Origin of the sequence: Pseudarthrobacter siccitolerans (genome assembly GCF_030823375.1) — a bacterium.
GTDB lineage: Bacteria > Actinomycetota > Actinomycetes > Actinomycetales > Micrococcaceae > Arthrobacter > Arthrobacter siccitolerans_A.
Map to the genome: position 1 here is coordinate 200,440 of NZ_JAUSXB010000001.1, position 20,868 is coordinate 221,307.

At 65.8% G+C, this 20,868-nt stretch carries 12 protein-coding genes and 2 tRNA genes; 11 read left to right on the plus strand and 3 right to left on the minus strand.

Annotated elements, in window-relative coordinates; translation table 11 throughout:
• Nucleotides 1-2 precede the first annotated feature (2 nt).
• The 4 genes from lgt (at nt 3) to pyk (ending at nt 9,040) form a co-directional block, all read left to right on the plus strand.
• Complete coding sequence (gene lgt / locus QFZ36_RS00915; protein ID WP_306633149.1) at nt 3-1,157, plus strand: prolipoprotein diacylglyceryl transferase; 1,155 nt, start codon at nt 3-5, stop codon at nt 1,155-1,157.
• A gap of 264 nt (nt 1,158-1,421) precedes the next feature.
• Nucleotides 1,422-6,035 carry a glutamate synthase large subunit gene (gltB, locus tag QFZ36_RS00920; RefSeq protein ID WP_306633151.1) on the plus strand — a complete coding sequence of 1,538 codons (4,614 nt, stop codon included), beginning with the start codon at nt 1,422-1,424 and terminating at the stop codon, nt 6,033-6,035.
• On the plus strand, nt 6,028-7,485 hold the full coding sequence (locus tag QFZ36_RS00925) for a glutamate synthase subunit beta (RefSeq protein WP_306633153.1): 1,458 nt from the start codon (nt 6,028-6,030) through the stop codon (nt 7,483-7,485). The genes gltB and QFZ36_RS00925 overlap by 8 nt, the downstream gene beginning before the upstream one ends.
• Nucleotides 7,486-7,549: 64 nt before the next feature.
• Entirely contained in the window at nt 7,550-9,040 is a 1,491-nt protein-coding gene (gene pyk, locus QFZ36_RS00930; protein WP_306633155.1) for a pyruvate kinase, read from the plus strand.
• Between the two features lie 70 nt (nt 9,041-9,110).
• Here the strand turns inward: pyk and QFZ36_RS00935 are convergent, their stop codons facing one another.
• Nucleotides 9,111-9,716, minus strand: coding sequence for an ANTAR domain-containing response regulator (locus QFZ36_RS00935; RefSeq protein ID WP_120691251.1), 606 nt, complete (start codon nt 9,714-9,716; stop codon nt 9,111-9,113).
• A 203-nt stretch (nt 9,717-9,919) separates the two neighbouring features.
• Between QFZ36_RS00935 and QFZ36_RS00940 the strand changes: the two genes are divergently transcribed.
• A tRNA-Leu gene (locus QFZ36_RS00940) sits at nt 9,920-10,001 on the plus strand.
• Between the two features lie 261 nt (nt 10,002-10,262).
• Here the strand turns inward: QFZ36_RS00940 and QFZ36_RS00945 are convergent.
• Nucleotides 10,263-10,664 carry a rhodanese-like domain-containing protein gene (locus tag QFZ36_RS00945; protein ID WP_306633157.1) on the minus strand — a complete coding sequence of 134 codons (402 nt, stop codon included), beginning with the start codon at nt 10,662-10,664 and terminating at the stop codon, nt 10,263-10,265.
• A gap of 312 nt (nt 10,665-10,976) precedes the next feature.
• On the opposite strand from QFZ36_RS00945, the gene fdh reads away from it, so the two are divergent.
• The 3 genes from fdh (at nt 10,977) to nrfD (ending at nt 16,515) form a co-directional block, all read left to right on the plus strand.
• Entirely contained in the window at nt 10,977-14,312 is a 3,336-nt protein-coding gene (gene fdh, locus QFZ36_RS00950) for a formate dehydrogenase (protein WP_306633159.1), read from the plus strand.
• Nucleotides 14,313-14,416: 104 nt separating this feature from the next.
• Nucleotides 14,417-15,427: a 4Fe-4S dicluster domain-containing protein gene (locus tag QFZ36_RS00955; RefSeq protein WP_306633161.1), complete on the plus strand. Its 1,011-nt coding sequence runs from the start codon at nt 14,417-14,419 to the stop codon at nt 15,425-15,427.
• Entirely contained in the window at nt 15,424-16,515 is a 1,092-nt protein-coding gene (gene nrfD, locus QFZ36_RS00960) for an NrfD/PsrC family molybdoenzyme membrane anchor subunit (RefSeq protein WP_306633163.1), read from the plus strand. The genes QFZ36_RS00955 and nrfD overlap by 4 nt, the downstream gene beginning before the upstream one ends.
• A gap of 15 nt (nt 16,516-16,530) precedes the next feature.
• Here the strand turns inward: nrfD and selD are convergent, their stop codons facing one another.
• Nucleotides 16,531-17,511: a selenide, water dikinase SelD gene (gene selD, locus QFZ36_RS00965; RefSeq protein ID WP_373427062.1), complete on the minus strand. Its 981-nt coding sequence runs from the start codon at nt 17,509-17,511 to the stop codon at nt 16,531-16,533.
• Nucleotides 17,512-17,600: 89 nt separating this feature from the next.
• On the opposite strand from selD, the gene QFZ36_RS00970 reads away from it, so the two are divergent.
• The 3 genes from QFZ36_RS00970 (at nt 17,601) to selB (ending at nt 20,864) form a co-directional block, all read left to right on the plus strand.
• Nucleotides 17,601-17,695, plus strand: a tRNA-Sec gene (locus QFZ36_RS00970).
• Between the two features lie 37 nt (nt 17,696-17,732).
• Nucleotides 17,733-19,064, plus strand: a complete 1,332-nt coding sequence (selA, locus tag QFZ36_RS00975; protein ID WP_306633166.1) for an L-seryl-tRNA(Sec) selenium transferase — start codon at nt 17,733-17,735, stop codon at nt 19,062-19,064.
• A gap of 3 nt (nt 19,065-19,067) precedes the next feature.
• Nucleotides 19,068-20,864 carry a selenocysteine-specific translation elongation factor gene (selB, locus tag QFZ36_RS00980; protein WP_306633167.1) on the plus strand — a complete coding sequence of 599 codons (1,797 nt, stop codon included), beginning with the start codon at nt 19,068-19,070 and terminating at the stop codon, nt 20,862-20,864.
• Nucleotides 20,865-20,868 lie beyond the last annotated feature (4 nt).

A 20,868-nucleotide genomic window follows, 5' to 3' on the forward strand; every position in this document is an offset into this window, starting at 1 on the left:
CAATGCAGACGCTCCTTCAGGCCGCGGCCCTGGTGCCGGCCAGCATTCCCAGCCCGGACTGGTCCGGGTTCGACATTCCCCTGCCCTGGGGAACGCTGCGCATCCACGCCTACGCCCTGTGCATCCTCGCCGGCATCGTGGTGGGCCTGTGGCTGACCTCCGTGCGCTGGGCCAAGCGCGGCGCCCCTGAAGGCAGCGTCTGGGACATCGTGGTCTGGGCTATTCCCTTCGGCATCATCGGCGGCCGCCTGTACCACGTGGTCTCGTCCCCGGATGCCTACTTTGGCCCCGGGTTTGACGGCACCGGCGACCTCTCCCTGATCCCGCAGATCCAGCGCGGAGGCCTGGGCATCTGGGGCGCAGTGGTGCTTGGCGTTGTGGGTGCGTGGATCGGCTGCCGCCGCAGCGGGGTCAAGCTGAGCGCCTTCCTGGACGCCGCCGCACCCGGGCTGCTGCTGGCCCAGGCCGTGGGCCGCTGGGGCAACTACTTCAACCAGGAACTCTTCGGCGGCCCCACCACGCTGCCCTGGGGGCTGCAGATCGACGCGGACAACCCCAACTTCCCCGCCGGAGCGGCCGCGGACACCCTGTTCCACCCCACGTTCCTGTACGAATCGCTGTGGAACCTGGCCGGCGTCGTCATCCTGCTCGCGCTGGACCGGAAGTTCAACTTCCGCCGCAGCAGGCTGTTCTGGCTCTACGCCATGTACTACACGCTGGGCCGGGTCTGGATCGAAGCCATGCGCATCGACGACGCTGAGCAGATCTCCCTGTTTGGCATCACTACCCGGCTGAATGTCTGGACCAGCATCTTCGTATTCCTGGCCGCGCTGACGGCGTTCATCCTGCTGGGTCGAAAGAAGCCGGCGGACGCTGACAGCCCCTATCTTCCGGGCCGTGAATCCGCGGAAAAGCAGGGCGCAGGGGACGTAGCAGGTGCCGGCGATTCGGTCCGTGATACGGACCCTGTTGTCTCAGATAGTGAATCGCGTGATAATCTCCCTGATAACCAAAGCGGTTCCCGGCGTGCTTCCGTCCCCACGGAAGAGGCCGAGGCTGCGCCGGCCGGCCCCAAGCCGGAACCGGACGCAACCGCTGCCGGACGTTCCGGCAGCACAGCCACAGGAACCGCGCCGGAAGCCGGCGCTACGCAGTAACGCGCGGCCAGGCAGGGCAGCAGAGCCACCGCTCGAAGCTCCCAAACACCACAGTGTCGTGGCATCGGGGCCACCCCGGCCAGCACAGAGTTGCTGGCTGGTGTTGCCCGGGGGCAGGGGCCTGCGTAACTGTTAGTTCAGCAGGCCACGCTGACCTACAATTTCCAGTAAGTAACACTTTGTTGTGCCCATGTGAGCGGCGCCCGACGAGTGGGGCCAACGGTGTCCCTTCCATACGCACGATCAGGAGGAAGGACGTCTCCCATGACCCAAACTCTTCACACTCCCAGCTGGTCTGAACCGGATCAGCCTGAGACTGCCATGTCTCCGTTCAAGCGCTTCGCGCGCTTGCCGGAGGCACGCGGGTTGTACAACCCCGAGCAGGAGAAGGACGCCTGCGGTCTTGCGATCATCGCCACCCTGCGCGGCGAACCCGGCTACGACATCGTGGACGCCGCCCTCACGGCCCTGCGCAACCTCGAGCACCGCGGTGCCGTGGGTGCGGACGAGGGAACCGGTGACGGCGCAGGCCTCCTCATGCAGATTCCGGATGAGTTCTTCCGCGCCGTCACGGAGTTCGAACTTCCCGCCCCCGGCCAGTACGTTGCCGGTACTGCGTTCCTTCCCGCCGAGCAGCGCGAAGCCGACGCCGCCAAGGCAGGCATCGAGGGTCTTGCAGCTGACGAGGGCCTGAAGGTCCTCGGCTGGCGTGAAGTGCCCATCGTCGCCGACCTCGTCGGTGCCATGGCGCGCGCCTGCATGCCCTACTTCTCCCAGCCGTTCCTGGCATCCGCCAGCGGCGAGGAACTGGACCGCAACGAACTGGACTCCCGCGCCTGGCGTATCCGCAAGCGTGCCCAGAACAAGTTCGGCGTGTACTTCCCGTCGCTGTCCTCGCGGACCATCGTCTACAAGGGCATGCTCACCACCGCCCAGCTGGAGCCGTTCTACCCGGACCTCTCGGACAAGCGGTTCAAGACCAAACTGGCGATCGTCCACTCGCGCTTCTCCACCAACACGTTCCCGTCCTGGCCGCTGGCCCAGCCGTTCCGCACCATCGCCCACAACGGTGAAATCAACACCGTCAAGGGCAACCGGAACTGGATGCGGGCACGCCAGTCGCAGCTGGCCAACCCGCTGCTGGGTGACTCGCCGGAAGAGCTGTACCCCATCTGCACCCCGGGTGCTTCGGACTCCGCGTCCTTCGACGAGGTCGCCGAGCTGCTCTGGCTCTCCGGCCGCCCCATCACGCACTCGATCATGATGATGATCCCTGAGGCCTGGGAAAACCACGCCACCATGGATCCGGCACGGCGTGCGTTCTACGAGTACCACTCGCTGCTGATGGAGCCGTGGGACGGTCCCGCAGCTGTTTCGTTCACGGACGGCAACCTCGTGGGCGCCACGCTGGACCGCAACGGCCTGCGCCCGGGCCGCTTCTGGATCACCGAGGACGGCCTGATCGTCTTCGCCTCCGAGGTGGGCGTCATCGACGTCGAAGCCTCCAAGGTGGTCAAGAAGGGCCGCGTGTCCCCGGGCAAGATGTTCCTGGTGGACACGGAGTCCGGCCGCATCATTGACGACGAAGAGGTCAAGGCCGAGGTGGCCGCCGCCAACCCGTGGGCGGAGTGGGTCAAGGACAACCTGATCGACCTCAACGACCTTCCCGAGCGCGAGCACGTGGTCCACACGGCCGCGTCCGTCAACATCCGCCAGCGGACCTTCGGCTACACCACGGAGGAACTGAAGATCCTGCTCGGCCCGATGGCCCGCACCGGTGCCGAACCGCTTGGCGCCATGGGCTCGGACACTCCCGTGGCCGTGCTGTCCAAGCGCCCCCGGCTGCTGTTTGACTACTTCGTGCAGTCCTTCGCCCAGGTGACCAACCCGCCGCTGGACGCCATCCGCGAAGAGCTCGTTACGTCGCTGACCTGTGCCATCGGCCCCAACGGCAACCTCCTGGACACCAAGCAGGTCCGCCAGCCCCAGGTCCAGCTGCCGTTCCCGGTGATCAACAACGACCAGCTCGCCAAGATCGCCAACATCGAGGACGCCGAGGGCAACCGCGTTGCCATGAAGGTCCGCGGCCTGTACCGCCCCGAAGGCGGCGAAAACGCGCTCCGCGCCCGCCTGACCGAAATCTGCGAGCAGGTTTCCGGCGCCATCAACCGCGGAGTGCAGTACGTTGTGCTGTCCGACCGCGACTCGAACGCACAATGGGCGCCCATCCCGTCCCTGCTGCTGGTCAGCGCCGTGCACCACCACCTGCTGCGCAGCGCCAACCGCACCAAGACCGCCCTGGTGGTCGAAGCCGGTGACGTCCGCGAGACGCACCACGTCGCGGTGCTGATCGGCTACGGCGCCTCTGCCGTGAACCCTTACCTGGCCATGGAATCCGTGGAGCAGCTGATTGCTGCCGGCGACGTCACCGGCGTCACCCCGCAGGACGGCGTCTACAACCTCATCAAGGGCCTCGGCAAGGGCGTCCTGAAGATCATGTCCAAGATGGGCATCTCCACCGTGGCGTCCTACACCGGCGCGCAGACGTTCGAGGCACTGGGCCTGGGACAGGAACTGGTGGACGAATTCTTCGCCGGAACCCACTCCCAGCTCGGCGGCGTGGGCCTGGACGTCATCGCGGCCGAAGTGTCCGCGCGCCACCAGATGGCCTACCCCGAGGGTGGCATCGAGCAGCCCCACCGCCCGCTTCTGGGCGGCGGCGAATACCAGTGGCGCCGCGACGGTGAGCCGCACCTGTTCAACCCGGAGACCGTCTTCCGGCTGCAGCACGCCACGCGTGAACGCCGTTACGACATCTTCAAGGCCTACACCAAGGGCGTGGACGACCAGTCCCAGAACCTGATGACCCTGCGCGGGCTGCTCAAGTTCAAGAACGAGCGTCCCGCTGTTCCGCTGGAAGAAGTGGAGCCCGTCTCCAGCATCGTCAAGCGGTTCTCCACGGGTGCCATGAGCTACGGCTCCATCTCACAGGAAGCCCACGAGACGCTGGCCATCGCCATGAACCAGCTCGGCGGCAAGTCCAACACCGGTGAAGGCGGCGAGGACGTGGAGCGACTGCTCGACCCCAAGCGCCGCTCCGCTGTGAAGCAGATTGCTTCCGGGCGTTTCGGTGTCACCAGCCTCTACCTGACCAATGCCGACGACATCCAGATCAAGATGGCGCAGGGCGCGAAGCCCGGCGAAGGCGGCCAGCTGATGGCGCAGAAGGTCTACCCCTGGGTGGCCCGTACGCGGCACTCGACCCCCGGCGTCGGACTCATCTCCCCGCCCCCGCACCACGACATCTACTCCATCGAGGACCTGGCGCAGCTGATCTACGATGCCAAGCGCGCCAACCCCTCGGCCCGCGTACACGTCAAGCTCGTCTCCGAAGTGGGGATCGGCACCGTGGCGTCGGGTGTGACCAAGGCGAAGGCCGACGTCGTGTTGGTTTCCGGCCACGACGGCGGAACCGGCGCCTCGCCGCTGAACTCGCTCAAACACGCCGGTGTTCCCTGGGAACTCGGCCTGGCCGAGACCCAGCAGACGCTGATGCTCAACGGCCTGCGCGACCGTGTGGTGGTGCAGGTGGACGGCCAGCTCAAGACCGGCCGCGACGTGGTGATCGCCGCGCTGCTCGGCGGCGAGGAGTTCGGCTTCGCCACTGCACCGCTGGTGGTGGAAGGCTGCATCATGATGCGCGTCTGCCACCTGGACACCTGCCCGGTGGGCGTTGCGACCCAGAACCCGGAACTCCGGGCACGCTTCAGTGGTAAGCCCGAGTTCGTGGTCAACTTCTTCGAGTTCCTCGCTGAGGAAGTCCGCGAGATCCTGGCCGAGCTGGGTTTCCGCAGCCTGGAAGAGGCCATCGGCCATGCTGAGGTCCTTGACGCCCGGGAGGCTGTCAACCACTGGAAGGCCGACGGGCTGGACCTGGATCCGATCCTGCACGGGCTGGAGTTCGACGACGACGCCCCGCTGCGGAACATGACGGGCCAGAACCACGAGCTGGACAAGCACTTCGACCAGCGGCTCATCACCATGGCAACCGAGGCCCTGACGGACCGCAGCCCGGTGAAGATCTCCGTCGACGTGATCAACACGGACCGTTCCGTGGGCACCATGCTGGGCCATGTGGTCACCAAGACGTTCAGCACGGACGTCCTGGCCACGGACACGATCGATATCACCCTGAACGGCACCGCCGGCCAGTCCCTGGGCGCCTTCCTGCCCGCAGGCATCACCCTGCGGCTGTTCGGCGACTCGAACGACTACGTGGGCAAGGGCCTCTCGGGCGGACGCATCATCGTCCGGCCGGACCGCACCAACGTGTTCAAGGCAGAGACGAACGTCATCGCCGGCAACGTCATCGGCTACGGCGCCACGAGCGGTGAAATGTTCCTGCGCGGCCAGGTGGGCGAACGCTTCCTGGTCCGCAACTCGGGTGCCACCGCCGTCGCCGAAGGTATCGGTGACCATGGCTGCGAGTACATGACCGGTGGCCAGACGCTGATCATCGGCCGTACCGGGCGCAACTTCGGCGCCGGCATGTCCGGCGGCACCGCCTATGTCCTGGACCTGGACACTGCGAAGGTCAACAAGGACGCACTGCAGTCCGGTGAACTCCAGCTCCGCGAGCTGGACGCCGAAGACCGCGACATCGTGCATGGCCTCCTGGTCAAGCATGTTGAAGAAACTGACTCCCAGCTGGCCGCGCGCCTCCTCGAGAACTTCGATGACACCGCTGCCCGCATTACCAAGGTGCTGCCGCGCGATTACGCGGCCGTGCTGCAAACCCGTCTCGACGCCATCGAAGAGGGCCTGGACCCCGACGGCGAAGAAGTGTGGTCTCGAATCCTGGAGGTAACCGGTGGCTGATCCACGCGGATTTTTGAAAGTACGTCAGCGTGAAACCCAGCCGCGCCGTCCCGTTCCCGTCCGCATCATGGACTGGAAGGAAGTGTACGAGGCGCAGGAAAAGGGCACGCTGAAGGCCCAGGCGGGCCGCTGCATGGACTGCGGCGTGCCGTTCTGCCACCAGGGCTGCCCGCTGGGCAACCTCATTCCCGAGTGGAACGACCTCATGTGGCGGGACAAGGGCGAGGAAGCCATCGAGCGCCTTCACGCCACGAACAACTTCCCGGAGTTCACCGGCCGCCTGTGCCCCGCCCCGTGCGAGGCCTCCTGCGTGCTGGGAATCAACCAGCCTGCCGTGACCATCAAGCAGGTGGAAGTCTCCATCATTGACGAAGCCTGGGACAACGGCTGGGTCAGCCCGCTGCCGCCCGCACGCCTGACCGGTAAGACCGTTGCCGTCGTCGGCTCCGGCCCGGCCGGCCTGGCCGTCGCGCAGCAGCTGACCCGCGTGGGCCACACCGTGGCCGTGTACGAGCGTGACGACAAGATCGGCGGCCTGCTGCGGTACGGCATCCCCGACTTCAAGATGGAAAAAGAGCAGGTCGACCGCCGCGTCGAGCAGATGAAGTCGGAAGGCACCCGCTTCCGCACCGGTGTAGCGGTTGGCACGGACGTGACCTGGGAGCAGCTGCGCAGGCGCTACGACGCCGTCGTGGTCTGCACGGGTGCCACCGTTCCGCGTGACCTGCCCATCCCGGGGCGCGACCTCCACGGCGTCCACTTCGCCATGGACTACCTCGTTCCGGCCAACCGCGTAGTTGCGGGGGAGACGGTGGAGAACCAGATCAACGCCCAGGGCAAGCACGTGGTGATCCTTGGCGGCGGCGATACCGGAGCCGATTGCCTGGGCACCGCCCACCGCCACGGTGCTGCCTCGGTGACCACCCTGGCCATCGGCAAGCAGCCGCCGGCAGAGCGTGCCAGCCATCAACCCTGGCCGACGTTCCCCACACTGTTCGAAATGGCCAGCGCACACGAGGAAGGCGGCGAGCGGACCTACCTTGCCTCCACCGTTGAATTCGTTGGCGAAAACGGACAGCTCACCGGCGTAAAGGTTGCCGAGACGGAATTCGTTGACGGCAAGCGCCTGCCCAAGGCCGGCACCGAGCGGATCATCCCCGCTGACCTGGTGTTCCTGTCCCTGGGCTTCACCGGCGCGGAACCTGCAGGCATTACCGAGCAGGTCCACGCCGAGTTCGACGGCCGCGGCAACGTGTCCCGTGACGGCTACTACATGACCAACACCGAGGGCGTTTTTGTGGCCGGCGACGCCGGCCGCGGACAGTCCCTCATTGTGTGGGCCATCGCCGAAGGACGCGCCGCTGCGGCAGCGGTGGACAAGTACCTGATGGGCAGCACCATCCTGCCCGCACCCGTGGCGCCTACCGACCGGGCCATCGCCGTCCTCTAGAGCTGCACCGAGGGTTCACCTCTTCGACAACTTAACCAATGCAAGAGACCAATAGGGTAGGTATATGAGACGCGCAAAAATTGTGGCTACGTTCGGCCCGGCAATTGCCAGCTATGAAAACACCCTCGCGGTGCTGGAAGCCGGTGTTGACGTCGCCCGCATGAACATGAGCCACGGCGACTACACCGTGCATGACAACACCTATGAGAACGTCCGCAAGGCAGCCGCTGATCTTGGCAAGGCCGTGGCGATCATGGCCGACCTGCAGGGACCCAAGATCCGCCTGGGCCGGTTCGTTGACGGCCCGCACGCCCTCGCCGTCGGCGACATCTTCACCATCACCACCGAGGATGTTCCCGGCACCAAGGACATCTGCTCCACCACGCTGAAGAGCCTCACTGAGGACGTCAACGTGGGAGATGCACTGCTGATCGACGACGGCAAAGTGGCCCTGCGTGCCGTCGAGGTCGACGACGTGAAGGTTGTTGCCGAGGTGACCGTGGGCGGCATGGTGTCCAACAACAAGGGCATCAACCTTCCCGGTGTTGCGGTCAACGTCCCTGCGCTGAGCGAAAAGGATGAGGACGACCTCCGCTGGGCCATGCGCCGCGGTGTTGACCTGGTGGCACTGTCCTTCGTTCGCGACGCCTCGGACATCAGGCGCGTCCACGAGATCATGGACGAAGAAGGCCGCCGCGTGCCGGTGATCGCCAAGATCGAAAAGCCGCAGGCCGTGGAGCAGCTGCCCGAGATCATCGATGCGTTCGATGCCATCATGGTGGCCCGTGGCGACCTTGGTGTGGAGCTTCCGCTGGAGGAAGTGCCGATCGTGCAGAAGCGCGCCATCGAACTGGCCCGCCGCTGGGCCAAGCCGGTCATCGTGGCAACCCAGGTCCTGGAATCCATGATCGACAACCCGCGCCCCACCCGCGCCGAGGCGTCGGACTGCGCCAACGCAGTGCTTGATGGTGCCGACGCAGTGATGCTCTCCGGTGAGACCAGCGTGGGCAAGTACCCGATCGAGACGGTCAAGGTCATGGCCCGGATCATCGAGTCCACCGAGGTCCACGGCCTGGAGCGCGTTCCTCCGCTGGGCACCAAGCCCAAGACCCGTGGCGGCGCCATCACGCGTGCCGCCGTCGAAATCGCTGACCAGCTCGACGCCAAGTACATTTGTGCTTTCACCCAGTCCGGCGACTCCGCACGCCGCCTGTCCCGCCTGCGCCCCATCAAGCCGGTCTTCGCCTTCACCCCGGTGGAGCAGGTCTGGAACCAGCTGGCGCTGACCTGGGGTATCCAGCCGGTGCTGGTCCAGATGGTGGATCACACGGATGCGATGACCGCGCAGGTGGACCGCAGCCTCATGGAGATGGGACTCGTCCAGGACGGTGACCTGGTGGTTATCGCGGCCGGGTCCCCTCCCGGAAAGGCTGGCTCCACGAACTCCCTGAAGGTGCACAAGGTGGGCGACCTCGCCGACTCCACTTATGCGGGTGAAGTGACCAGCAACAAGGAAAAGCTCGGCCCGTGGCCGGAACGGAAGAAGAAGGCCTAGGCTTTCCGAGCAACAAAAAGGGAGGATCCCCGCCGTGTGGCGGGGATCCTCCCTTTTGTTTACAGCGCTCTTAGTTGACCTGGTTGATGATGGTCTCGGCGACTTCGCGCATGCTCAGCCGGCGGTCCATCGAGGTCTTCTGGATCCAGCGGAAGGCCTCGGGCTCGGTGAGGCCCATCTTGGTGGTGAGCAGGCTCTTGGCGCGCTCCACGAGCTTGCGGGTGGCGAACTGCTCCTGGAGGTCGGAGACTTCGCTTTCGAGTGCCTTGATCTCCTCGTGGCGGGAGAGGGCGATTTCCAGCGCCGGGATGAGGTCCGCGGGGGTGAAGGGCTTCACCACGTAGGCCATGGCGCCGGCGTCGCGGGCCCGCTCCACGAGTTCTTTCTGGCTGAATGCGGTCAGCAGGACCACCGGGGCGATGCGGGCCTTGACGATCTTTTCGGCGGCAGAAATGCCGTCCATGACGGGCATCTTGACGTCCATGAGGACGAGGTCCGGCTTCAGTTCTTCGGCCAGTTGGACGGCCTTTTCACCGTTGTCCGCTTCGCCGATGACGTCATAGCCTTCGCCGCGCAGGATTTCGATGATGTCGAGGCGGATGAGGGTTTCATCCTCGGCCACAACGACGCGGCGCGCCGGCTGGGACGATGGTTTTGACTCCGTCTGTTCAGTCACGGGATCTCCTTGGAAAGGTACGGCGGGGACATCACTATCTTAGGTGCGCCCGGTCCTGTACTTGATCTGCATGGTCGGTTGCGGCGTCAGCGGCGCGATTCTGGAATTCAGCCTATCTGCATGTAGAGTAATTCCGCGTACGTGAAGCGATCGCGTTGCTCACAATCAGCTGTGGGCGTAGCCTTTTGCTTCGTGTAATCCGCGCCCGAGTGGCGGAATTGGCAGACGCGCCGCACTCAAAATGCGGTATCGAAAGGTGTGTGGGTTCGAGTCCCACCTCGGGCACAGTGTTTCCGCAGGCCAGAGCTTTTTGGTCCTCTTATTGTTGACAAAGCTTGAGGCGAATCTCAATTGCAGGTGAATGAGTGGGTCTTAATGTGTTCAGAGGGGGCAGTGACTTCCAATCCTGACCATGCTGCGGTCCTTGAGCCTGCTCCGCACACCGCCTGTTGAGCGTCTGTGGACCGCTGGACGTGGACTGGCAAACCGATGCACTCCGCGTCGCGCTGGATTTTGTAGCGTCCAGGACTACAACCAGACAATTTATTAGCCGGACAGGGTGCGCAGCGCTGCCCAGGCTTGGAAACCGCCGATAAGGTCGGTCGCGCGCGTCAGTCCCAGCCGTTGCAGGGTGTGTGCAGCGAGGCTGGAACTGTAACCCTCATTGCAGACGACCACGATCCGCCGAGCGGGGTCGTCAGCGATCGAGAGCCGGTGGGGGCTGGAAGGGTCGAGCCGCCATTCGAGAACGTTTCGGTCGATGACGACCGCTCCGGGAAGATCACCGTCGCGGTCTCGCTGATCGACCGGCCGAGTGTCAACAACAAGGGCGCCCGCTGCCATCTCCCGCTCAAGATCGGAGGGGTGAACACGCTCGAGCCCGATGCGGCTCTCAAGTAGTAACCGGTTGATTGCAACACCGTCATCGGGAGTTTCGCACTGCTTCACCGTTTCCCTCGCTTTGCCTGCTGATCGGTCGGTCGTCCCACCATGGAACGTTGAGCCATTTTAGTCGCCAATGACAAGGCAACGGGGGGAATGTCTCCTGCGCGCGGGTGACCCCGAGCAGCCGTGACGGCCTCAGCCGATTGCCCGTATTCCGTCCACGGCTCCAGCGGCGGAGCCTCTTCGGAAACCCCCGGGCGGGACATCCGGCAGGTTGAGTCAGCTCAGGTGGCTGGTCAACGGGGCCGAATCGCGGCAATGACGCGCCCAACTTTTTTCTGTCACACCCGCCGTGCTTTGGGATATGCTCCTGAAATGGCACCGCGAAGTTTTCTTCAATGGCCGGTCATCCGGCAGCTAAGCACGGGTGACCTGCTGGGCCGCGGGCCCTCGGTCACCTCGCCGCGGACAAAGGCGATCGCACCGCGGACGTCCACGGCGGACCGCGTTGTCCAAAGTGTGTGCCCTTACTGTGCCGTTGGATGTGGACAGCGTGTCTACGTCAAGGACGAGAAGGTTATCCAGATCGAGGGCGATCCGGATTCACCCATTTCCCGCGGCCGGCTTTGCCCCAAGGGCTCTGCCAGCGAACAGTTGGTCAACTCGCCGGGCCGGCAGACCAAGGTGCTCTACCGGGCCCCGCGTTCCACCGAGTGGGAACACCTGGATCTGGCTACAGCGGTCGAGATGGTGGCGGACCGGTTCATCGAAACGCGCCGCAGGACGTGGCAGCAGGAGGATGACCAGGGCCGGCTGCTCCGGCGCACCATGGGCATTGCCTCGCTGGGCGGCGCAACCCTGGACAACGAAGAAAATTACCTGATCAAGAAGCTCTTCACCGCTGCAGGGGCGGTGCAGACCGAGAACCAGGCGCGCATATGACACTCCGCCACGGTTCCCAGTTTGGGAGCCTCGTTTGGACGCGGTGGTGCAACGCAGTCACTGCAGGACATGGCCAACGCCGACTGCATTATCATCCAGGGTTCCAACATGGCCGAGTGCCATCCCGTTGGATACCAGTGGGTGGCGGAGGCTAAAGCGCGCGGAGCGAAGGTCATCCACGTGGACCCTAGGTTCACGCGGACCTCGGCGGTCTCGGATAAGCACATTCCCATTCGTGCCGGCTCTGACGTTGTGCTCCTCGGCGCGCTCATCAACTATGTCCTCACTAATGACCTGTGGTTCAAGGAGTACGTCACTGCGTACACCAACGCTGCCACGCTGGTGCACGAGGATTACCGCGACGCCGAGGACCTGGGCGGACTGTTCTCCGGCTTCGATCCGGAGAAGCGCGCTTACGACACGTCATCGTGGGCCTATGCGGAAAAAGCTGACGGTGCGATTGATGAGCCTGGGCCCGGTTCGGAGCACGGGGCCGATGCAACGGCGCGCGCCGCCGGCCACGCTTATGGAAGTGGCGGCCCGCCCTTGGAGCATGCGGAAGTCCAGCGGGACGATACTCTCCAGGACCCGCAGACTGTCTTCCAGATCGTGAAGCGGCACTACGCCCGTTACACCGCGGAGATGGTCCAGGACATGTGCGGTATCGATGCCGCGGACTTCGAGTATCTGGCCCGCGCCATCACGGAGAACTCCGGTCGCGACCGGACCACTTGTTTCGCCTACGCCGTCGGTTGGACCCAGCACTCCCTTGGAGCGCAGTTCATCCGGGCAGCCGCTATCCTGCAGCTTCTGCTCGGAAACATGGGACGCCCCGGCGGCGGAGTCATGGCTTTGCGGGGCCATGCAAGCATCCAAGGTTCCACAGACATACCGACCCTGTTCAACCTGCTGCCCGGCTATCTGCCAATGCCCAGCGCCGGCCGCCATGACACCCTCCATGAATATCTGGCGACCATTGGGTCTAAGAAGCAGAAGGGCTATTGGGCCGACGCCGACGCCTACACCATCAGCCTGCTCAAGGCCTGGTGGGGTGACGCGGCGCGACCGGAAAACGACTGGGCCTACGACTACCTTCCGAGGTTGACCGGCGCGCACGGTACTTACGAGACAGTGATGGGGATGCTCGAGGACGAAGTTGAGGGCTACTTCCTTCTCGGACAGAATCCTGCAGTGGGTTCCGCTCACGGACGGATGCAACGTCTGGCAATGTCGCATCTGAAGTGGCTGGTAGTGCGTGATTTGAACCTCATCGAATCGGCCACCTGGTGGAAGGACGGTCCGGAGATCGAATCCGGTGAGCTGCGCACCGAGGACATCGAGACCGAGGTGTTTTTCCTGCCGGCAGCAACCCACGTGGAAAAAGCGGGCTCCTTCACGCAGACGCAACGCCTGCTGCAGTGGCGCCACCAGGCGGTCGCACCGCCAGGGGACTGCCAGAGTGAATTGCAGTTCTTCTTTGAGCTGGGCCAGCGGATCCGGGAGAAGCTGGCCGATTCCGACGATCAGCGCGACCGTCCGCTGCTTGACCTGACCTGGGACTATCCCACGGACGAACACGGCGAGCCCGACGGAGAGGCAGTGCTTGCCGAGATCAACGGTCGCCACCTGGATGGCCCGGACGCAGGCAAACCGCTCTCGGCGTACACCGAGCTGCGCGCTGACGGCTCCACGGCGGCAGGCTGTTGGATCTATACCGGTGTGTATGCCGACGGCATCAACCATGCCGCGAACCGAAAGCCCGGCCACGAGCAGGGACCGGCGGCTCCGGAATGGGGCTGGGCGTGGCCGGCGAACCGCCGGATCCTGTACAACCGTGCGTCGGCCGATCCGGCCGGTAAACCATGGAGCGAGCGGAAGAAATACATATGGTGGGACCAGGAGCAGGGTAAATGGGTCGGCGACGACGTGCCGGACTTCCCGGTCGACCTGGCGCCGGGCAGCAAACCGGACCCCTCTGTTGGCGGCTCAGGGGCACTCAGCGGAGATGATCCCTTCATCATGCAGGCCGACGGCAAGGGCTGGTTGTTCGCGCCGAAGGGCCTGATGGACGGACCACTGCCCACCCACTACGAGGCCCAGGAATCGCCGGTGGCCAACGCGCTTTACCCGCAGCAGCAGAGCCCGGCGCGGCTGGTGTTCCCTCGCGCTGACAACCTCAGCGCGCCAAGCGCCGGTACCAGTGGCGCGGACGTCTATCCGTATGTCTTCACCACATACCGGCTCACCGAGCACCATACGGCGGGCGGAATGAGCCGCTGGTTGCCGTACCTGTCAGAGCTGCAACCGGAAATGTTCTGCGAAGTCTCGCCCGAACTGGCCGCTGAGTGCGGACTTGAACCCTACGGGTGGGCCACCATTATTTCGCCCCGCTCCGCGATCGAGGCGAAAGTGCTCGTCACTGACCGGATGCGGCCCCTGGCCATCGGCGGCCACACCGTGCATCAGATCGGGCTGCCCTACCACTGGGGCGTCGGCAGCAATGCCGTCGTCAGCGGTGACGCGGCTAACGATCTGCTGGGTGTGACGCTGGATCCCAACGTCCAGATCCAGGAATCCAAGGTGGCCTCCTGCGACATCCGTCCGGGCCGCCGGCCGCGAGGGCAGGAACTGCTTGACTTGGTTGCCGAGTACCAGGCGCGGGCCGGACTAACCATCGAAACCGGTAACCGCGCGGTCACAGACCCGGCAGCGGAAGGCGTCGATCCCGACGCCGGTAAGCGCGGCCGCGGCGACGGTAGGCCACGCTGATGAACCTGGCCGCTACCGCCACCACCGAAGCACATATTGCCCCGCCCGGACAGCCACTGCCTACCGGCAGTCTTCCGGGCACCGACCTGACGTTGGAGGACTAGATGGGCCAGTTGTCCGGACCGACCGACCCCACCGCCGATGCACACTGGGAGCACAACCATCCGCGCAAGGGGTTCTTCACCGACACCTCGATCTGCATTGGTTGCAAGGCCTGCGAAGTTGCCTGCAAGGAGTGGAACCACAACCCCCAGGATGGAAACCTGGAGTTGCTGGGGTCCTCCTACGACAACACCGGAGCGCTGGGCGCCAGCACGTGGCGGCACGTGGCATTCATTGAGCAGGGCCAGGAACGCATAGTCGAGGCGCGGGAATCAGGCCGTGCTCTGGTCAACCTGGGCATGCCGCGCATTGGTCCTCCGGCCCCGGCAGCGCCGACTGTGACGGACCTCGCGGATGCCGATACCACTCCGCCGGACACGGCAGACTTCCGGTGGCTGATGTCTTCCGACGTCTGCAAGCATTGCACGCACGCCGGATGCCTGGACGTCTGCCCCACCGGAGCCCTCTTCCGCACCGAATTCGGCACCGTCGTCGTCCAGGACGATGTCTGCAACGGCTGCGGAACGTGCGTGGCCGGGTGTCCCTTCGGGGTGATCGAGCGCCGCAGCAATGGCACGGTCAAAGTCGCCACCAGCAGGGAAGAACAGCACGCCAAGCATCCCGAGGTCCCCAATGTCGGCATCGCCCAGAAGTGCACTCTGTGTTACGACCGGCTGGTCGCCGACGAGACGCCCGCGTGCGCGAAGGCATGCCCGACGACGTCCATCAAGTTCGGAGACCACGATGACATGGTGGACACGGCCCGGGAGCGCGTCGCCACCCTGCATGCGCAGGGCATGACCGAAGCGAGGCTTTACGGCGCGAACGAGAACGACGGCGTCGGCGGAACCGGATCGGTCTTCCTGCTGCTTGATGAGCCCGAGGTGTACGGGCTCCCGCCGGACCCGCGCGTACCCACAGCCGATCTGCCCCGGATGTACCGGCGCGCAGGCATGGCGGTAGCGGGCATGGCCGCGGCCGCTGCTCTGGCTTTCCTGGGAGGACGGGCGTGACCCTTTCAGAGTTCGACAGCTTCCGGCCAGCCGAACCTGCCCGCCGTCGCAGGCAGGACGGCAAACGTGCCCCAGGCCGCCGCCGGAACAACGGCGACGGCTCCCGCGAAATGCCCATGGTGCCGGAGCCGGAATTCACCTCTTACTACGGCCGTCCTGTAGTGAAGCCCGCGCCGTGGGGTGATGATGTTGCCATCTACCTGTTCCTGGGCGGCGTGGCCGCCGGTTCGGCCCTGCTTGGCCTCGGCGGGCAGCTGACCGGACGGCCGACGCTGCGCCGGAATGCCCGTCTGGGCGCTTTGGCAGCGGTGAGCGCCGGTGCTGTTGCTTTGGTCAAGGACCTGGGCCGGCCGGAGCGTTTCCTGCATATGCTGCGGACCTTCAAGGTGACCTCGCCGATGAGTGTGGGCTCGTGGATTCTCAGCGCCTTCAGCGCCGGCGCGGGCGTCTCGGCGGTGGCGGAAATCGATCGGATGAGCGGGGCGCGGCTGCCGCTGGGACCCCTGCGCAAGGTGCTGCAGGCTGTCGAAGGACCGGCAGGCGTTGAGGCTGCGTTATTTGCCGGACCACTGGCGGCGTACACGGCGGTGCTGCTTGGCGACACCGCAACACCCACGTGGAACGCTGCGCACGAGGAACTGCCTTTCGTTTTCGTGAGTTCGGCGTGCCTTGCCTCTGCCGGGCTCGCCATGGTCACCACACCGGTCGGCGAGACGGGTCCTGCCCGGAACCTGGCCGTGCTCGGCGTGTTGGGGGACGTGGTTGCCATGAAGGTCATGGAGCGCCGAATGGACCCGGTGGCAGCCGAGCCGCTGCATCAGGGTAAGGCAGGCACGATGCTGAAATGGAGCGAGCGATTAGCGGTCGCCGGCGGTTTGGGCACACTCCTGGGTGGTCGCAACCGTCTCGCCGCTGCGGCTTCGGGACTGGCTTTGCTGGCCGCTTCGGCCCTGACCCGCTTCGGCGTGTTCGAGGCCGGCCTGGCCTCTGCCAGGGATCCGCGGTACACCATCGAACCCCAGAAGAGCCGGCTCGCGGCGCGCCGTGCAGCCGGCGTTACCGGCGACGCGATCACTACAGGCAGCTGACCGAACCGCCAGGTTTCAGCGGATTTCGATGCCCCGCCCCGCAGTGGTGTGGCCAATGACGGGGTGCCCGGGCAACTCGCCGACCACCAGCAGGCCGCCTGAGGTCTGGGCATCGGCAAGCAGCAGCAGATCGTCTTCGGTCACGCGTGGTGCGGCCCCTATGTGCGGCCGCACCCAGTCGAGATTGCGCCGGGTGCCGCCGGACACGAAGCCATCCCGCAGCGCCTCCCGCGCCCCATCGATTACCGGTACGGCCTTCAGATCGATCACTGCGCCCACTTCCGAGGCACGGACCATCTTGTAAAGATGTCCAAGCAGGCCGAAGCCCGTCACGTCGGTCGCTGCCCGGACGCCTGCGGACACCGCGGCTTCGGCAGCGTCGCGATTAAGGCTTGCCATTGTCTCTACCGCCTCGGCGAACACCTCACCGGTTTTTTTGTGCCGGTTATTGAGGAGTCCGACGCCGATCGGCTTGGTGAGCGTGATGGGCAAGCCGGGCTGTGCAGCGTCGTTGCGGAGCAACCGGTCGGGATGGGCGACGCCGGTGACCGCCATGCCGTATTTCGGCTCCGGATCGTCAATGGAGTGCCCGCCGAGTACGGGGCAGGCCGCCTCAGACGCCACACTCAGCCCGCCGCGGAGGACTTCGGTCATCAGCTCCAGTGGCAGGACATCCCGGGGCCATCCGACGAGGTTGATGGCGGTGACCGGACGGCCGCCCATCGCGTAGATGTCCGAGAGGGCGTTGGCTGCCGCAATCCGGCCCCAGTCGAAGGCATTGTCGACGACGGGAGTGAAGAAGTCGGCGGTGGTCAGTACCGCCAGGTCATCGCGCACCAGGACAGCTGCCGCGTCGTCACCATTGTCAAGACCGACCAGCACGTCCGCGCCGGGTTGGCCGATGAGGCCGCGGACTGCCTCTTCGAGCTCGCCGGGCGGAATTTTGCAGGCGCAGCCCCCGCCATGGGCATACTCGGTGAGCCGGTAGGCAGCCACGGCAACGGACGAGGTTTGCAGGATTGACGTTCCAGCATCATTCACCCGCTTAGCGTACCCCTGCAGGCAAGCCTGCTATATTGGGGCGCGGTGGCGTCCGGGTCCTGGTGGGCCCCCCGGTCTTCAAAACCGGTGCGGCTGAGTATCTCGGCCTGGCGGGTTCGATTCCCGTCCGCCACCGCCAACCACCGGCATGCCAATGCAGCGAAATGAGGAGGGCTGTGGACAAGGTTGATCCTCGCCGCCTGATTCCTCGCACGAATGACCTGCTGGCACTGCCCGCCGTCCGCGAGGCCCGGATGCGGCTGAGCGAGCACGTCATCCGCGAACTCGTCCGGCACGTCCAGGAACAGGCCCGGCGTGGTGAGCTCCCGCCCGGCCAGGTGGAACCAACGGTGCTCGCCGCCGTCGCTGGCCGTCAGGCAACAACCCTGCGCCCGGTATTGAACGCCACCGGCGTCATCGTCCATACAAACCTTGGGCGGGCACCTCTTTCCGCTGGCGCCGTCGAAGCTCTTGTCGCAGCCAGCGGCTACGTTGACGTGGAGCTGGACCTGGCAGATGGAAGCCGCTCCCGTCGCGGTGCCGGGGCCCAGGCCGCCCTGCTCGCCGCCTGTCCCGCCGCCGAAGACGCCCTGGTGGTCAACAACGGAGCTGCGGCGCTGGTACTGGCCACCACAGCCCTTGCTGCCGGCCGGGAGGTGGTGGTGAGCCGTGGCGAACTCGTTGAGATCGGTGCCGGCTTTCGGTTGACCGACCTGATGGAGTCCACAGGGGCAAGGCTTCGGGAGGTGGGCACCACCAATCGGACACATCTGCATGACTATGCCGGAGCCCTGGGGCCGGATACGGGCTGCGTACTGAAGGTCCATCCGAGCAACTTCCGGGTGGACGGATTCACTTCCGCTGTGCCGCTGCACGAGCTGAGCGCGCTCACCCAGGCAAACGGAGTACCACTTGTCGCTGACCTGGGCAGCGGACTGCTGGCACCCGACCCGCACCTCCCTGATGAACCTGACGTTGCCTCAGCCTTGGCGGGCGGGGCCGACGTCGTCATCGCCAGCGGCGACAAGCTGATGGGCGGACCCCAGGCAGGTTTGCTTCTTGGCCGCAAGGAGATCATCACCCGGTTGGCCCGCCACCCGCTCGCCCGTGCCGTCCGTGCCGACAAACTCGCCCTCGCCGCCCTGGAGGCGACCGTCGCGGGCGGACCGCCGCCCGTCGTGCAGGCGCTGCACGCCGACGTCGGACAATTACTGCGCCGCACCGACCGGCTCGCCGAAGCCCTCGGCGTACCCGTGGTGCCGCATGACGGCAGGGTAGGCGGCGGGGGTGCCCCCGGAGTGCCCCTCCCGGGGTGGGCGCTCCGGCTCCCAGAGGGACTGGCGCGTCCTTTGCGTGCCGGCGACCCCGCCGTGCTGCCGCGAGTTCACGACGGCTCGTGCCTGATCGATCTGCGCTGCGTGCCCGAAGGGGACGACGACCGGGTCCTCGAGGCGGTGCGGCAGGCACTGGCAAACCTCGAGGTTGCGGACGCAGGCAGGGCGGGCTGAGCGGTGCACGTCGTTGCCACGGCCGGACACGTCGATTCGGGCAAGAGTACCCTGGTCCGGGCCCTTACCGGTATGGAGCCGGACCGCTGGGAGGAAGAACGGCGCCGCGGGCTGACCATTGACTTGGGTTATGCGTGGACCACGTTGCCGTCCGGACGGGACGTTGCGTTCGTTGATGTTCCTGGCCACGAGCGTTTCCTGGGCAACATGCTTGCTGGAATCGGCCCGGCGCCGGTGGTCTGCTTCGTCGTCGGCGCTGACGAGGGCTGGCAGGCGCAGTCGAGCGATCACCGGGACGCTGTCGCTGCGCTGGGCATTGAACACGGCGTCGTAGTCCTCAGCCGTATGGACCGGGCATCCGGGCAGCGGGTTGCAGACGTGTTGGCCCGGGCGCGCACAGAGCTGGCCGGGACTGGCCTGAGGGACGCCCCCGCAGTTGCGGTTTCCGCCATAGACGGTACCGGCCTGGCCGAGCTGCGTGCCGCGCTCGACGGCGTCCTGGCCCACGTGCCTTCTCCCACCACCGATGGGCGGGTCCGGTTGTGGGTGGACCGCTCGTTCACGATCACCGGTGCCGGAACTGTGGTGACCGGAACGCTGGCAGCGGGGACGATCATCCAGGGGGACGGGCTGAGCCTGCTCGGTCACTTTGGTTCCCGGCCCGTCGTCGTCCGTGGCCTGCAAAGCCGAGACACCTCGTACACCTCCGTAGGTCCCGTCAGCCGTGTGGCACTAAACCTTCGTGATGTTTCCGCCGCTGACGTCCGCCGCGGGGACGCACTGTTGACCCCCGATGCCTGGCCCATCACGGGGGTCGTTGGCATCCAGCGGACGACGGGCGTGGCCTATACGGAGGTGCCGGAGCAACTGATGGTGCATGTTGGCACTGCGTCTGTACCGGCCCGGCTGCGTCCTTTCGGTGCGGACCACGCCCGGCTGGTCCTTGACCGGCGCCTGCCGCTCGTTCTCGGGGACCGGCTGGTGCTGCGTGACCCGGGGAGCCGCTCGGTGCTGGGCGGCGCACGCATCCTCGACGCCGACCCTCCGGCCTTGCGGCGGCGCGGCGACGGCGCCCAGTGGGCGGAACGGCTTGCCGGCATGGATCCCTCAGGCGACGTCCTCAGTGAAGTAGCAGCCCGCGGGGCGGTGCAGGTAGAACATCTCCGCCGGCTCGGGCTGCTGTCCGGGCACGACGCGCAGGCGCCCGCCGGCGTGCAGGTGCTCGATGATTGGTGGGTGCACACTCCTGTCCTTGAAGGATGGCAGCATCAGCTGCGCAATGCAGTTCAGGCACTGCAGAAGCGAGACCCTTTGGCCCCAGGCCTTTCCATGGGGGCCGCCCGGGATCTCCTTAAACTGCCTGACGAGAAGTTGCTGTCCCACGTTGTCCGCGGGGCAGCTGTGGAACAGGATGGTGGCCACTTCCGGCTGCCTGGCAGCCGGGGCAACCTTGGTGCCATCGAGCCGGCAATTGCAGAATTGGAGCGCAGGCTGCGCGCCGATGCATTCCAGGCTCCGGAAGCCGACGAGCTGGCGATGTTGGGCTTGGGCGCGCGGGAGCTGGCCGCCGCCGAACGCACGGGGCGCTTGCTTCGGTTGCGTGACGGGGTGGTGCTGCTGCCTTCGGCGCCGGCCCTTGCGATGCGCACCCTCGCCAGCTTGGAGCAGCCCTTCACCACAAGCCAGGCACGTCAGGCACTGGGCACAACACGCCGGATTGCGGTTCCGCTGCTGGAGCACCTGGATTCGCGCGGCTGGACTCAGCGCCTGGATGCAGGTCACCGTACGGTGGTGCGTTGACCCT

Bases quoted from the DNA above. Each gene is read 5' to 3' on its own strand.
- lgt (WP_306633149.1), top strand. From the start codon at position 3: ATGCAGACGCTCCTTCAGGCCGCGGCCCTGGTGCCGGCCAGCATTCCC.
- gltB (WP_306633151.1), top strand. From the start codon at position 1,422: ATGACCCAAACTCTTCACACTCCCAGCTGGTCTGAACCGGATCAGCCT.
- pyk (WP_306633155.1), top strand. From the start codon at position 7,550: ATGAGACGCGCAAAAATTGTGGCTACGTTCGGCCCGGCAATTGCCAGC.
- QFZ36_RS00955 (WP_306633161.1), top strand. From the start codon at position 14,417: ATGGGCCAGTTGTCCGGACCGACCGACCCCACCGCCGATGCACACTGG.